The sequence below is a fragment of the Bacillus sp. EB V-12 genome (assembly GCF_056158125.1).
Genome location: NZ_JBUXJL010000002.1, coordinates 842,473 through 856,129 on the forward strand (window position 1 = coordinate 842,473; position 13,657 = coordinate 856,129).

16 protein-coding genes are annotated in these 13,657 nt (G+C 34.2%); 14 read left to right on the forward strand and 2 right to left on the reverse strand.

Annotated features, from left to right (window positions below):
• Nucleotides 1–50 precede the first annotated feature (50 nt).
• From ACZDYH_RS10990 to ACZDYH_RS11000, 3 genes are read left to right on the forward strand one after another with little or no spacing between them, the layout of a single operon-like run.
• A complete protein-coding gene (locus tag ACZDYH_RS10990) occupies nucleotides 51–1,691 on the forward strand; it encodes a flagellar motor switch protein (RefSeq protein WP_001115001.1) in 1,641 nt (546 codons plus the stop codon).
• Nucleotides 1,692–1,720: 29 nt separating this feature from the next.
• A complete protein-coding gene (locus ACZDYH_RS10995) occupies nucleotides 1,721–3,091 on the forward strand; it encodes a transglycosylase (RefSeq protein WP_434713951.1) in 1,371 nt (456 codons plus the stop codon).
• A gap of 27 nt (nucleotides 3,092–3,118) precedes the next feature.
• Entirely contained in the window at nucleotides 3,119–3,835 is a 717-nt protein-coding gene (locus ACZDYH_RS11000) for a hypothetical protein (RefSeq protein WP_000403950.1), read from the forward strand.
• 31 nt (nucleotides 3,836–3,866) lie between these two features.
• Here the strand turns inward: ACZDYH_RS11000 and ACZDYH_RS11005 are convergent, their stop codons facing one another.
• Nucleotides 3,867–4,649: a CheR family methyltransferase gene (locus ACZDYH_RS11005; RefSeq protein WP_434713953.1), complete on the reverse strand. Its 783-nt coding sequence runs from the start codon at nucleotides 4,647–4,649 to the stop codon at nucleotides 3,867–3,869.
• A gap of 39 nt (nucleotides 4,650–4,688) precedes the next feature.
• Nucleotides 4,689–5,186: a hypothetical protein gene (locus tag ACZDYH_RS11010; protein ID WP_006922662.1), complete on the reverse strand. Its 498-nt coding sequence runs from the start codon at nucleotides 5,184–5,186 to the stop codon at nucleotides 4,689–4,691.
• A 143-nt stretch (nucleotides 5,187–5,329) separates the two neighbouring features.
• Here ACZDYH_RS11010 and ACZDYH_RS11015 point away from each other — a divergent pair, with 143 nt between their 5' ends.
• The 11 genes from ACZDYH_RS11015 to ACZDYH_RS11065 all read left to right on the forward strand — a co-directional run bounded on the left by ACZDYH_RS11015 (nucleotide 5,330) and on the right by ACZDYH_RS11065 (nucleotide 13,644).
• The gene (locus tag ACZDYH_RS11015; protein WP_000946323.1) at nucleotides 5,330–5,794 is read left to right on the forward strand and encodes a YaaR family protein; all 465 of its coding nucleotides are present in this window, start codon (nucleotides 5,330–5,332) and stop codon (nucleotides 5,792–5,794) included.
• Between the two features lie 15 nt (nucleotides 5,795–5,809).
• Nucleotides 5,810–6,262 carry a hypothetical protein gene (locus tag ACZDYH_RS11020; protein ID WP_000275878.1) on the forward strand — a complete coding sequence of 151 codons (453 nt, stop codon included), beginning with the start codon at nucleotides 5,810–5,812 and terminating at the stop codon, nucleotides 6,260–6,262.
• 17 nt (nucleotides 6,263–6,279) lie between these two features.
• Nucleotides 6,280–7,578, forward strand: coding sequence for a flagellar hook-associated protein FlgK (gene flgK, locus ACZDYH_RS11025; RefSeq protein ID WP_001239713.1), 1,299 nt, complete (start codon nucleotides 6,280–6,282; stop codon nucleotides 7,576–7,578).
• Nucleotides 7,579–7,619: 41 nt separating this feature from the next.
• Entirely contained in the window at nucleotides 7,620–8,483 is an 864-nt protein-coding gene (locus tag ACZDYH_RS11030) for a flagellar hook-associated protein 3 (protein ID WP_001266413.1), read from the forward strand.
• A 21-nt stretch (nucleotides 8,484–8,504) separates the two neighbouring features.
• A complete protein-coding gene (locus ACZDYH_RS11035; RefSeq protein ID WP_006922666.1) occupies nucleotides 8,505–9,866 on the forward strand; it encodes a flagellar hook-associated protein 2 in 1,362 nt (453 codons plus the stop codon).
• A 22-nt stretch (nucleotides 9,867–9,888) separates the two neighbouring features.
• Nucleotides 9,889–10,257, forward strand: coding sequence for a flagellar export chaperone FliS (locus ACZDYH_RS11040; protein WP_001149516.1), 369 nt, complete (start codon nucleotides 9,889–9,891; stop codon nucleotides 10,255–10,257).
• Complete coding sequence (locus ACZDYH_RS11045; RefSeq protein ID WP_434713955.1) at nucleotides 10,247–10,519, forward strand: flagellar biosynthesis protein FlgG; 273 nt, start codon at nucleotides 10,247–10,249, stop codon at nucleotides 10,517–10,519. Before ACZDYH_RS11040 ends, ACZDYH_RS11045 begins: the two co-directional genes overlap by 11 nt.
• A 318-nt stretch (nucleotides 10,520–10,837) precedes the next feature.
• Nucleotides 10,838–11,296, forward strand: a complete 459-nt coding sequence (gene flgB / locus ACZDYH_RS11050) for a flagellar basal body rod protein FlgB (protein ID WP_370445031.1) — start codon at nucleotides 10,838–10,840, stop codon at nucleotides 11,294–11,296.
• A gap of 21 nt (nucleotides 11,297–11,317) precedes the next feature.
• Nucleotides 11,318–11,731, forward strand: a complete 414-nt coding sequence (gene flgC, locus ACZDYH_RS11055) for a flagellar basal body rod protein FlgC (protein WP_000484680.1) — start codon at nucleotides 11,318–11,320, stop codon at nucleotides 11,729–11,731.
• Nucleotides 11,732–11,747: 16 nt separating this feature from the next.
• Nucleotides 11,748–12,047 carry a flagellar hook-basal body complex protein FliE gene (gene fliE, locus ACZDYH_RS11060; protein ID WP_000701670.1) on the forward strand — a complete coding sequence of 100 codons (300 nt, stop codon included), beginning with the start codon at nucleotides 11,748–11,750 and terminating at the stop codon, nucleotides 12,045–12,047.
• 22 nt (nucleotides 12,048–12,069) lie between these two features.
• Complete coding sequence (locus ACZDYH_RS11065) at nucleotides 12,070–13,644, forward strand: flagellar M-ring protein FliF C-terminal domain-containing protein (RefSeq protein ID WP_000413931.1); 1,575 nt, start codon at nucleotides 12,070–12,072, stop codon at nucleotides 13,642–13,644.
• Nucleotides 13,645–13,657: the final 13 nt, after the last annotated feature.

Sequence of the window (13,657 nt, forward strand, 5' to 3'; positions counted from 1 at the left end):
TAAGAGTTTATATTATTTGATAGAAAAACAGAAATGAGGAGGCAGGGAAAATGCCTGAGCAACACACAAAAGGGGATACGAGCACGATTGTGCTAGAAAAAGAAAATGAGCATTTAACGCCTCAAGAATGCGATATTCTTGGCGAAATTGCAAATATATCATTTGGTTCAGCTTCGACTGTATTATCAACAATTTTAAATAGGCAAGTAAGCATTACTGCTCCTCGCATAGAGTTGGTAGATTTATATGATTCAAGAGATGTCGAAGTTCCACATGTTGTATTAAACATTCATTTTACAAAAGGATTAGATATGGAAAACCTTCTTGTCCTTAAGCAAGATGTTGCATTGTCCATTGCTGATTTAATGATGATGGGAACAGGTGAAATCGAGGACGGAAAAGAACTTGGTGAATTAGAGCTAAGTGCTGTACAAGAAGCGATGAATCAAATGATGGGATTCGCAGCTACATCTATGTCGGAATTCTTCCAAGATACAGTAGATATGTCTCCGCCGACGATTAAAGTTGTAAAGTTATCAGAAGAAATGGAGAAAATCTCTGAAATTGATGGGAATCATACGATTGTTAAAGTGTCTTTTGATTTAAAGATAGATAATCTTGTAAACTCTAAACTTGTACAAATTGTTTCAGTTGATCATGCGAAACAAATGGTAAATAAATTAATGCAATTATCTGGTGAAGTAGAAGAAACAGTCGAACCAGCAGAAGTAGTGGAAACTGAGATTGTAGAAGAACAAGTTGAAAAAGAGCATTTAACACAAGAAGAGAAAGATGTACTTGGTGAAATTGCAAATATTTCAATTGGTTCCGCTTCAACAGTATTGTCAACGCTTTTAAATCAGCCAGTTACAATTAGTACACCAAATGTGGAAGCAATCAATGTTCGTCATTATGATGGAGTACCAGTGCCATTTGTTATTTTAAATGTTGACTTTGTTGAAGGGCTAAAGAATGAGAATGTATTCGTATTTACGAAAGATGTCGCCTTAACAATGGTAGATTTAATGATGATGGGAACAGGGGAAGTTGATCCGGAAAAAGAGCTTACTGAATTAGAACTGAGCGGTATTAAAGAAATTATGAACCAAATGATGGGTCATGCTGCTACGGCGATGTCAGAAATGTTCCAAGAAAAAATGGACATGACGCCGCCAAATGTTAAATTTGTAACGTTAAAAGAAGAAATGGAGTATTTGGGAGAGTCAATGGAAGTGGACGAACTCGTTCAAATTACGTTCAATCTTGAAATTGGTGATCTGCTTCAATCGAAAATGTATCAAATTTTGCCAATTTCTGAAGCGAAAGAAATGGTAAGGCGACTTCTGTATCCAATGGTGGAAGAAGAAGAGATTGCCACAGAAGAAATTGAAGAAGAAAAAATTGTAGAACCAGTTGTGCAACCTATTGAATTTAAAGAAGTAAAACAAATGGAACCAGTATATATGGACACGTCCATTCTACAAAATGTAGAAATGAACGTGAAATTTGTATTTGGAAGTACAGTGAAAACGATTCAAGATATATTAAGTTTACAAGAAAATGAAGCAGTTGTGCTAGATGAGGATATTGATGAACCAATTCGTATTTATGTAAATGATGTATTAGTGGCGTATGGTGAACTTGTAAATGTAGATGGATTTTTCGGAGTAAAAGTGACGAAATCACTATAAGGCATTGAAATAGGAGTTTGAACTAGTAGATGAAAAACGTAAAGTTTTTTCTAATGAGTTGGCTATGCATACATGTATGCTTGTTCTTCCCCTTGCAAAGTCAGGCTGAGGAACAAATTGAGTCAGATCAAAAAATAAATGAAGTGAATGTACAAGAAGAAAATAAGGAATCTCAAGAATCGTCAGAGCAAGTGGAAACGAAGCAAGATGAAGAGAAACAAAAAGAAGCAGAACAACAAGAAGTAGTAAATAAACAATTGAGTGAAAGAAAGATAGAAACAGAACAGGGAATTATTACAGTAAATAAGCCGGAGCTTAAAGTTGGCGAAGAGGTGCGAATTGCTGTAGAACCAAATGGGAAAAACATTCAAAGTATGAAAGGTATATTGCAGTTACAAAAAAATGGGGAGCAATATGCGCAAGAAAGAATGTTATCTTTTGAGTATGATGAAGAAACGAAGAGCTGGGTTGCTAACTATAAAGCAGGGGATTTTGATTTGCAAGGTGATTGGAATCTTCAGCTCGTTCAAAGTTACAAAGAGAATGAGAAAGAAGAGCTCATAAAAAATGAAGTGAAAGTCCCGCTCATTCGTATTAAAAATGAAACGCCAACTATAGATAAAGAATTGCCAAAGTTACAGAAAGTTACTATTGATGAAGTAAAAGAGAACTTAGTTGAACGAAAACAGGGAGATTCTATACATATACGAGTAAAAGCATCAGATATAGAATCGGTTGTAAAAGAAGTGCGCGTTACATTAAAAGGGAAAGAAAATAAAGAGCTTTCGTTTTTATTAGACTACAACAAGCATGATATGGATTGGCAAAAAGTATTTGAAATAACAGAAGCATTGCCGGCTGGGCCATACGAATTACTTGTAGAGATAATAGATGCAGCAGGTAATAAACTTGTTGAGGAAAGTGAATATACCATTTCTGTTTTGGTGCCAAAAAATGAAGATGATAAAAAGATAGAAGAGAAAGAAGATAAATTAGATAATAAACTAGAAAATGAATTAGAAGATAAGAAAGAAAATGAGAAGCAAGAAGATTCCAAAGTCAAAAACCCGGTTCCAGAAGAAAATTTGCCAGTTGTTCAAATTCCGAAGCGAGATGAGAAAGTAAATAAGTTTATAAAAGAACCGTTGGAAGAGAAAGAGGAATTTACTTACGTTATAAAAGAGCCGTTCGAAGACAACAAGGAAGTACATAAGGGGAAGGACCAAAAAGAGAAAAATAACAAACAAGTTGTCTCTAAAAAGAAAGAACAAAAAGAAGAACCGAAAGACAAGAAAGAAGAAAAAGGTGAACAGGGAGTGCAAGCTTCTGATGTGTTTACTATCATGTCAGGTTTATTCGTACTGTTTTTAGTTTTAAAGAGTAATAAAGAATGGGGCTAATTATTTCATAGTAGTGGAGGCGCTTAAATGGAGATTAAACGTACGACAATTGAAGATAAGGCGTTACAACCATTAAAACAGCCTGCAGCTATTTCAGAGCATGAAATCCAGAAAGAACGAAAGCGTAGCAATTTAGTGTTTACTGGACAGTCTAAAATTATTTCGAAAAATAATGAAATAGGTATTTTACTTGCAAGTTTAAGTGATGGAAAGATTATGAAGGAAATGCTTTCTAAAGAGATGGATACAGTGTTACAACTTTTTAAAAAGTTACATACGTTATCTGGAGAAGGTAAGCAAACAGAAAAAATATTTGAACAAGTAATTAGAAGCCTACAAGGGCTTGTTAAGCAGGCGCATATAAAAGAACTTCCTTTGTTAGATGGAACATATGATTTCGCTGAAGTACAACTATCATTTGGTAGAAAAGTACATATTCCGTTACTAGATGTGAGTGCACTTATCTCTAGAGTGGAAAGTGATTCTTCAGAAGGAAATATAAATTTGATGGTAACGGTTATTACTGCTTATATAACGAAATTGTCTAACGAAACAATTTTAATTAGTGTTACAGACCGCATTGCTAAAGATCGGGATGTAAGTGTATGGAGAGCGCTTGCGGAAATGAACATGACACAATTATCACAGGCATTGAAACAAACGATGCAAGAACATAAATGGTCTATGACGCTTCTTTTTCTCTTTATATGGATTGTCGGTATTATTTTAATTCGAGTTATGTAAAAAGGTCGTCACTCCATTGTGACGACCTCTTTTATATTTTTTCGTAGAAGAATGTATCAAATCGCTGAAGATTGTAACGCTCGGGTGTTAAAATTTGTTCCGTACTACCAACAAATAGTACACCGCCTTTTCGTAAAGAACGACTAAATTTTTCGTAAAGTTTTACTCTTGCTTCTTCTGTGAAATATATCATTACATTGCGACAAATAATCAAATCATAATTTGTATCGAATGACTGCATTAAAAGGTCATGTTGTTTAAACGAGACGTTTTGTTTAATGTTTTGATGCAATGAATATAGATCATTCTCTTTTGTGAAATGACGTTCTTTCAAATCAGTAGGTAATTCCTTTAACGAACGTTCTGTATATTGAGCGCGTTTTGCGGTTTCTAAAATATGAAAATCAAGATCTGTTGCTTGAATTTCAAAACGAAATGGAGCTAGATGCTTTGATAAAATTAAAGAGAGTGTATATGGTTCTTCACCAGCAGCGCAAGCGGCACTCCATACCTTTAATTTTTCGCTATTTTGTTCGAGTAATTTTGGTAGTGCTTTCGACTCTAAAGTTTGCCATCGTTCTTTATTTCTAAAAAACTCTGAAACGTTAATTGTAATATAGTCAATAAAATTTAAAAATAAATTTTGATCAGCGCGTAATTTGTTTAAAAAATTAGTGTAGTTTTCGAAGCCTTTTCTCGAAATGAAAGCATCGATTCTACGGCGCATTCTATCTTGTTTATATGAAGCGATGTCCATATTGAATTGTTGTTTAAAACTCGCGATAAAATGATCATAATCTTGTTCAATTATCATATTTACAATGGGCACAATAATGGTATTGTGCCTCCCCCTTTACATCATACGAATTTTTTGTTCAAAGCTTTTTTTCATTTGCTTTTCATGTAATCCTGGTAAATCATAAATGACAGCATCAATACCTGCTTCTTTTGCAACATCGACAGGGATGACAGATGTATGTTTGTCACCATTATAAAAACAGAGAACTAAATCAGTGTCTTCAATAATTTGTTTAACAAAAAACATATAATCTGATCGGTAAATGGAGTCGGAAGGATGATCAAAAGCAACATATTCGGCTCCGTGTTTTTTTAAGTAATCAACGACTTCTTGAAATTCATCTGTAATTGCTTGCAATGGTTGCAGCGTGTAAAGGCATAAATTTTGAGCGAGTCTTTCATTCTCAACGAAAAAACGAAGAACCTCATTTTCAATAGTTTTATAACATAATATGTAAATTTTATGTTTGTGAGCATAGTCAGTTAAAAATTTTTTAATTTCTTCTTGATCTAATGCTGTTAATTGATTTGAACCACAAAGGAAAATATTCATAGAATTGTGCCACCTCATGCTAAATTGTAACATATCTTTTATAAAAAATAACTGCAAAATATTACTGTTCAGAGTATAATTATAAATAACTGGATTTTACGATTAAGTTTAGGAAGAAATAAAAAAATAAATAGGTGATATATATGCTACGTTCTATCTCGCATAATCCAATTTTATCGCATATACCGCCTGCTACTCAAATGCCGAAAGAAGCAAATGTCAGGACAGGACTTGCATTTTCGGATAATTTGCATGCAGATCCGAAAAAAGATAAATTGCTAGAACAAATGGAAGCGTTTGTCGATAATATTGGAGAAATTAAAGAGAAAATTGAAATGGAATTAACGCTTGATAATGTAATGGAATACAAAAATACAGTAAAATCATTTTTGAATTTTTACGTTGATAATGTATTGCAGTATAAAGATGTCATGTCTCGTCACCCGCGTTACGGATATTCACAGAAAATGACGATTGTGAAACAGGCAGAAATGGGATTGAATGAATTAGAAGATGTTATGAATTTAATTAATACGAAAACAGGACATTTAGAAATGTTAAATCAAATTGGAGAAATCCATGGTTTAATTGTGAATTTAGTCTTGTAAAAGAAAGGAAGCTATATGTACATACAATTATATGAAAAACTCGTTATTATTCAAAAAGCGTATGAAAATATTCAAGCGCTTGGAGAGCAAATATATGAGAATTTAAAAAATAAAAATGTAAATGCAGTTCAAAAGTTGCAAGTAGAGCAATTGCAGTACATTGATGGTTTAAAAGGGTTATCAAGCTCATTTGAAGAAATGGTTGTTCAGTTCTGTAAAGAACAAGGGGTTGAATCGTTTCGTGTAAGTGCGTTATTTTCGTATTTTTCTCAAGAAGAAATTGAAAAAATGGAAGAATTACAAAAAAACGTAACTGAATTAGAAGAGAATGTAAAAATGATTCTTTTGAAAAATCAATATTACTTAAACGTACTATTAAAAACTACAGAAAGTATTGTGGATTCTGTTTCTGAATATAACTTAGAGCGAAACAATAATTCGCAAATCTTTATGAATGAACTATTGTAAAGGAGAAGTGAAGCTTTATGAGATTATCTGATTATAATACACCGCTATCGGGTATGTTAGCGGCTCAAATGGGGTTACAAACAACGAAACAAAACTTGTCTAACATTCATACACCGGGTTATGTTCGTCAAATGGTGAATTACGGATCTGTTGGAGCAAGCAATGGTCATACGCCAGAACAGAGAATTGGTTACGGTGTACAAACGCTAGGTGTTGACCGTATTACTGATGAGGTAAAAACGAAGCAGTTTAATGATCAATTATCTCAGCTCTCTTACTATAACTATATGAATTCGACTTTATCACGTGTAGAGTCTATGGTTGGAACGACAGGGAAGAATTCATTATCTAGTTTAATGGACGGTTTCTTTAATGCCTTTCGTGAAGTAGCAAAAAATCCAGAGCAACCAAACTACTATGATACATTAATTTCTGAAACTGGGAAGTTCACAAGTCAAGTGAATCGTCTTGCGAAAAACTTAGATACAGTGGAAGCGCAGACAGCAGAAGATATTGAAGCGCATGTTAATGAATTTAATCGTCTGGCTGCTAGTTTAGCAGAAGCGAATCATAAAATTGGACAAGCGGGTACACAAGTGCCGAATCAACTTTTAGACGAACGAGATCGCATCGTTACAGAGATGTCTAAGTATGCAAACATCGAAGTATCTTATGAATCTATGAATCCTAATATCGCGAGTGTTAGAATGAATGGTATTTTAACAGTAAATGGACAAGATACATATCCACTTCAATTAAATAAAGAAAAAGACCCAATGTCAGTTGAGATTTACGGTTCAGAAATCTCTGTAACTAGCGGAGCGATAAAGTCAGCGATTGATACGAAAGCAAAGATTGTTGATTATAAAAAAAATCTCGAAGACTTAATGAGTTCAGTGAAAAATCAAGTGAATACAGTGATGGGAAAAGATTTCTTCGTTGGAGATTATGCGAAGGATATGAAGTTAAATCCAGAATTCCAAAAAGATGTTTCGAAAATGAAAATATCTGCTGAAACAGCAAATAAACTAGCAGCAATTACAGATGGAGATTATAAAGAAGGTCTTTCTTATAAACAAGCATTAGACCAATTTATAGTTCGTGTAGCCTCTGATAAAAGTGCAGTGAATGCTTATCAAAAAATTCATGGAGACTTACTAGAAGGTATTCAGCAAGAAAAAATGAGCGTCGAAGGGGTAAATATGGAAGAGGAAATGGTAAATTTAATGGCCTTCCAAAAATACTTCGTCGCAAATTCTAAAGCTATTACTACGATGAATGAAGTGTTTGATAGTCTATTTTCGATTATTCGATAAGTGATAGTAATTGATTGGAAATATATAAGGAGGAGATAGAAATGAGAGTATCTACATTTCAAAATGCAAACTGGGCAAAGAATCAGTTAATGGATTTGAATGTGCAACAACAATACCATAGAAACCAAGTAACTTCAGGGAAGAAAAATCTTCTTATGAGTGAAGACCCACTTGCAGCGAGTAAATCATTTGCGATTCAACATTCATTGGCAAATATGGAGCAAATGCAAAAAGATATAGCGGATTCGAAAAATGTATTAACACAAACTGAAAATACTTTACAAGGTGTTTTGAAATCTTTAACGAGAGCAGATCAATTAACAGTACAAGCATTAAGTGAGCAAAATGGTGAAAAAGAATTGAAAGCAATCGGTGCAGAGATTGATCAAATTTTAAAACAAGTTGTATATTTAGCGAATACGAAAGAGCAAGGCCGTTATATTTTCGGTGGTGATAGTGCAGAGAAGCCACCATTTACAGAAGATGGTACATACCAGGGCGGAAAAAATGATGTGAACTGGCAACTAAATGACGGTTATGAATTCAAAGCGTTCCGTAACGGAGAAGCATTATTATCCCCGGTTATAAAAACGTTAAAACAGATGAGCGAAGCGATGCAAAAAGGTGACCAAAAAGCGTTACAACCGTTATTAGGAGAAAATAAGAAAAACTTAGATGGCATCATTAACCGTACAACTGAAGTTGGTTCAACAATGAACACAATGGAGACGTTTAAAACAATTTTAAGTGAACAAAATTTAGCGCTTCAAGAAAATCGTAAAGAAATTGAGGATGTCGATTTAGCGGTCGCAATTTCTGACTTAGCATATATAAATGCAACGTATGAAGCGACGCTTAAAGCAGTTAGTACGATGAGTAAAACGAGCATTTTAGATTATATGTAAACGAATAAGGAGTGATACAACATGGCAGGAACATTAACAGGTATTGGCGGTAGACAACAAATTTGGAACCTCGGAAATAATATGATCGATACTTCTAATCTTGTAGAATTAGAACTACAAGCATTAAATATGAAAAAAACACCCTATACAACGGAAAAACAACAACTTACACAAGATAAACAATTATACACAAGTTTAAAAACAGAATTTAGTTCTTTTACACAAACATTTAAAAACTTAGCATCATTTAAAGGAAATGAAAAAAAAGTTACAACAACACAGGATGGCTATATTAATGTAATAGCTGATGGCGGAGCAATCTCGGGAACATTCAATATGACAATTAAGCAACTTGCGCAACGCCATCAAATTGCTTCAAATGATATTAAAATTGATGAAAAATTACCTGCAGAAGAAACATTAGAAATTAATGGGAAACCACTTAAAGTAACAACGGATATGACTTATAAGGACTTAATTAATAAAATTAATGATGGTGACTATGGTGTTTCTGCATATACGCTTGGTGGCAAAGTATTTATGTCTGCTAAAAATGAGGGAATGGGAGGCGAAATTAAGTTTACAAGTGAAAAATCTGATTTGTTCCAAAAAATGGGTTTATCTACAGTGGATGGTAAAGCAGTGAACGTCATTAATGAAGCACAGGATGCAATATACAGTATTAATGGCATTGAAGGGAAAAGTGCTAGTAATACAATTGAAACACTCCCTGGTGTAAAAGTGGAGTTATTAAAAGTAACTGAATCGAAGGTAACGGACGGTGGAACTGGTACAGACACAAAAGGAATAGATTTAAAATTTACAGTAAGTGATTCAAATGTAACCGACGCATCCAACCTTATTAAAAAAATGGTGGCAGATTATAATAAAGCGGTTTCTACAGTAGATCTTTTTGCTGGAAAAGGTGGAGCCTTCCAGGGACAAGTAATTATGCAAAGCATACGTCAAGTAATGAATAGCGTTGTAACATTTTCTCAAGATGATAATTATTTATTTAATTTTGGTATCCAAATAAAGCAGGATGGGACATTAGAAGTCGATGATGAAGCTCTAACAAAGGCATTAAAAGAAAAGCCAGATACAGCTAAACAGTTTTTCTTTAGCTCAAATGGTTTAGGGAAAATGATGGAGGCCCCGCTTGAAAAGCTTTTCGGTGATAAAGGTGTCGTTGGGGAACGAGTAAAGAGTATAGATTCGCGTGTAAGTGATTTAGATAGAAAAATTAGCGATATTGATATGCAAAATAAACAAAAGCAAGATGAAATTGTGAAGAAGTATCAAAAGCTAGAAAGTACATTGGCGGCGCTTGATAGCCAACTAAAAACAATTAAAGCAATGACAAAACAAAAAAGTGATGATTAATGAAAGTTGAGGAAGTGATCGTATGCAAGCATGGCAACGTTATATGCAAAATGATATTATGACGAGTAATCCGATTAAAAATACAATTTTTATTTATGAAAGATGTATTGTAGAGTTTCGTAATTTAGAAGAACTTTTACATACTTTTAAACTACAAGAAGGGGACGCACTTCTTGAAAAATTAGAACGTATTTTTGAAGAACTAAAGCTTCAATTAAATCCTGAGATTACGAAAGATTTATATGACAGTCTCTATGGTTTATATGATTGGATTAGCATTCAAATTCAAACGATGAAAGTAACGCGTGAAGCGAAAGATATTGATGCAATTGTGAAAGTGTTACAAGATTTAATAGACGGCTACCGCGGAGCACTTGAAAATGAACAATGATATTTATCGGACGTTTGTCGACTGTTTTAATGAAATCGGTGAATTGCAAGTGTCAGATGAAGAGTTTGCTGAGAAGAGTGAGATGTTAAATCGCTGGATGATGACACTAGATGAAGAAAGACGTGCACAAGTTGCAGCAGAAGTAAGCCCATTCATTATTAAGGCAGCACAGCACATTCGAGATAAGCAAAAGATTTTGGAAGAAATGATAATGGCAAATGATGGGCGAATGAAGGCTAATTCATTTTACGGTAAATATTAATAATAACGTCTGGAAACAGATTCCCCTTTTAAAAGGGGGTCTATTCCTTCGTTTACATAAAGAACTCCGCTGATTGAGGTTTCATTTTATGACTGTGATGAAAAAATAATAGTAATCTAAATAATAGAAAAATGGACTTTAGTTTATAGTTTATATATTGAAATGTTCTATAGATTACTATGTGTATACAGTTTTTTGCATTCTTTTTTTATATTTTTGTATTTTTCTAAAGACAACAATGAAAAAATGGAATAAAATATGTAAGGGTACGTAATAGTAAATATTTTAATAAACGCATATAAGAAAATAAATAATGAAGTGAAACTTCTATCAGTGGATCATTACGTTAGAAAAGGAAGGGTGTGGAATATGCCAGATTTAGTGAGTGATGTAAGCCATTATATGAATTATTTAGTAACGAAACGAAATACTGTTTCCAGTAATATTGCAAATGCGAATACACCTGGCTATAAAGCACAAGATGTAACATTTGCTGAGCAGATGAATAAAAGTAGTGCATTATATAAAAACAATGCGGCTGATTTAAAGAGCAATCCAGATTTATATCAAACGAATGAAATGCACTTGCCGACAGTAAATACGAAAAATACATATGCAAAGATTCAAACAAAATCAATGCAAACGAATAAAGACGGAAATAGTGTGGATGTAACGACAGAAATGCTAGATTTAATGAAAGCAAATCAGTTATACGGTATTTCAATTAACGCAATTAATACACAATATGCAATTAACCAAGCGGCACGCGGACGTTAAAAGTAGAAGGAGAGACAACGAATGTTTCAGGCAATTAATGCAAGTGGCTCAGGGCTAACAACAGCGAGAAAGTGGATGGAAGTTACTTCTAACAATATTGTAAATGCAAATACGACGGCGGCTCCGGGGGCAGATTTATATGAGCGTCGTAGTGTGGTGCTAGAATCAAACAATAGTTTTGCAAGTATGCTAGATGGGGCTCCTACTAATGGAGTAAAAATAAAAAGTATTGAAGCAGACAAAACGGAAAATTTAGTGTATGATCCGACGCATCCGCACGCAAATGAAGAAGGATATGTACGTTATCCCAATATTGATGTAACTGCTGAAATGACGAATGTAATGGTTGCTCAAAAAATGTATGAAGCGAATACGAGTGTATTAAATGCGAATAAAAAAATGCTTGATAAAGATTTAGAAATCGGCCGAGGATAAGGGGGAAGATAGTAATATGAAAATTCAACCAATGTTACATACACAACCATTTGGAGCAATTCAGTCAATTGGTGCACCGAAAACTTCTCAAACATCTGTAGCTCCGGAGAAAAAGTTTATTGATTTATTGGAAGATATGAATCAAACACAAAACAATGCACAAACAGCAGTATATGATTTACTAACTAAAGGGGTAGGAGAAACACATGACGTTTTAATTCAGCAAAAGAAAGCTGAGTCTCAAATGAAAACGGCTGCTCTCGTACGTGATAATCTTATTGAAAATTATAAGTCACTAATTAATATGCAAATTTAGGAAAGTGGACGGGTGTGTTTAAATGGAAAAGATGAAAAATGTTATCCAATCGTTAAAAACGTGGCATAAGTTAGTAATCGGTGCTGCGCTTTTAGCGATTGTAACAGGAGCACTTTTATATTTCACCTTGCCAGATAAATATGTTGTTGTATATCAAAATTTAAATGATGCAGATAAACAAGAGATTACAGCAGAATTATCGAAGTTAGGTGTCGATTACCAATTAGCGGCCGATGGTTCAATTCGTGTGCAAAAGAATGATGCTCCATGGGTTCGAAAAGAAATGAATGGGATGGGCTTACCGTTTAATTCGAAAAGCGGTGAAGAAATTTTATTAGAAAGCTCTCTCGGTTCAAGTGAACAAGATAAAAAAATGAAGCAAATTGTCGGTACGAAGAAGCAATTGGAACAAGATATTGTAAGAAACTTTGCGACAGTTGAAACGGCAAATGTTCAAATTACATTGCCTGAAAAAGAGACAATTTTTGATGAAGAAAAAGCGAAAGGAACAGCGGCGATTACGGTTGGAGTGAAACGTGGACAATTGTTAACGGCTGATCAAGTTGCAGGTATACAGCAAATGATTAGTGCAGCGGTTCCTGGTGTGAAAGCAGAAGAAGTAAGTGTTATTGATAGTAAAAAAGGTGTTATCTCAAAAGGAGCAGATGAAGCACATTCTAGTAGTTCCTCTTCTTATGAGAAAGAAGTAGAGATGCAGCACCAACTTGAAGGTAAATTAAAGCAAGATATTGATGCAACGTTAATGACGATGTTTAAACCGAATGAATATAAAGTGAATACGAAAGTATCTGTAAACTACGATGAAGTTACACGTCAGTCAGAGAAGTATGGTGATAAAGGTGTACTTCGTAGTAAACAAGAGCAAGAAGAAAGCTCTACTGCGCAAGAAGGGGCAGATACGAAGCAAGGTGCTGGTATTACAGCGAACGGTGAAGTGCCAAACTACGGTACGAACAATAATCAAAATGGTAAAGTTGTCTACGATAATAAAAATGGCAACAAAATCGAAAACTATGAAATAGATAAAACAGTTGAAACAATTAAGAAACACCCAGAATTAACGAAAACAAATGTTGTTGTATGGGTAGATAATGATACGTTAGTAAAACGAAGAATTGATATGACTACTTTCAAAGAAGCAATTGGAACAGCGGCAGGACTTCAAGCTGATCCGAACGGTAACTTTATAAATGGTCAAGTTAACGTTGTAACTGTTCAGTTCGATCAGCCGAAAGCTGAAAAAGAGAAAGAGCCAGAAAAAAGTGGTATGAACTGGTGGTTATTCGGTGGAATTACAGCTGGCTTATTAGCAATCGGTGGTCTAGTATGGTTCTTATTAGCAAGACGTAAGAGAAAGAAAGAAGAAGAGGAATATGAAGAATACTTAGCAGAAGATGAAATTGCTGCAAGTAATGAAAGTATCTTGGAAATTCCTGAAGAAAAAATAGTGCCAGAGCCAAAACCTGAACCAGAAGAACCGAAAGAACCAACGTTAGATGAACAAGTGCAGGATGCTACGAAAGAACATGTAGAAGGTACTGCAAAAGTAATTAAAAAATGGTTAAACGGACAGTAAGGGAGGAACAACG

What these genes read in the sequence shown, in the direction of transcription:
- ACZDYH_RS10990 (WP_001115001.1), top strand. Translation starts at nt 51, where the DNA reads ATGCCTGAGCAACACACAAAAGGGGATACGAGCACGATTGTGCTAGAA.
- ACZDYH_RS10995 (WP_434713951.1), top strand. Translation starts at nt 1,721, where the DNA reads ATGAAAAACGTAAAGTTTTTTCTAATGAGTTGGCTATGCATACATGTA.
- ACZDYH_RS11000 (WP_000403950.1), top strand. Translation starts at nt 3,119, where the DNA reads ATGGAGATTAAACGTACGACAATTGAAGATAAGGCGTTACAACCATTA.
- ACZDYH_RS11005 (WP_434713953.1), bottom strand. Translation starts at nt 4,649, where the DNA reads ATGATAATTGAACAAGATTATGATCATTTTATCGCGAGTTTTAAACAA.
- ACZDYH_RS11010 (WP_006922662.1), bottom strand. Translation starts at nt 5,186, where the DNA reads ATGAATATTTTCCTTTGTGGTTCAAATCAATTAACAGCATTAGATCAA.
- ACZDYH_RS11015 (WP_000946323.1), top strand. Translation starts at nt 5,330, where the DNA reads ATGCTACGTTCTATCTCGCATAATCCAATTTTATCGCATATACCGCCT.
- ACZDYH_RS11020 (WP_000275878.1), top strand. Translation starts at nt 5,810, where the DNA reads ATGTACATACAATTATATGAAAAACTCGTTATTATTCAAAAAGCGTAT.
- flgK (WP_001239713.1), top strand. Translation starts at nt 6,280, where the DNA reads ATGAGATTATCTGATTATAATACACCGCTATCGGGTATGTTAGCGGCT.
- ACZDYH_RS11030 (WP_001266413.1), top strand. Translation starts at nt 7,620, where the DNA reads ATGAGAGTATCTACATTTCAAAATGCAAACTGGGCAAAGAATCAGTTA.
- ACZDYH_RS11035 (WP_006922666.1), top strand. Translation starts at nt 8,505, where the DNA reads ATGGCAGGAACATTAACAGGTATTGGCGGTAGACAACAAATTTGGAAC.
- ACZDYH_RS11040 (WP_001149516.1), top strand. Translation starts at nt 9,889, where the DNA reads ATGCAAGCATGGCAACGTTATATGCAAAATGATATTATGACGAGTAAT.
- ACZDYH_RS11045 (WP_434713955.1), top strand. Translation starts at nt 10,247, where the DNA reads ATGAACAATGATATTTATCGGACGTTTGTCGACTGTTTTAATGAAATC.
- flgC (WP_000484680.1), top strand. Translation starts at nt 11,318, where the DNA reads ATGTTTCAGGCAATTAATGCAAGTGGCTCAGGGCTAACAACAGCGAGA.
- fliE (WP_000701670.1), top strand. Translation starts at nt 11,748, where the DNA reads ATGAAAATTCAACCAATGTTACATACACAACCATTTGGAGCAATTCAG.
- ACZDYH_RS11065 (WP_000413931.1), top strand. Translation starts at nt 12,070, where the DNA reads ATGGAAAAGATGAAAAATGTTATCCAATCGTTAAAAACGTGGCATAAG.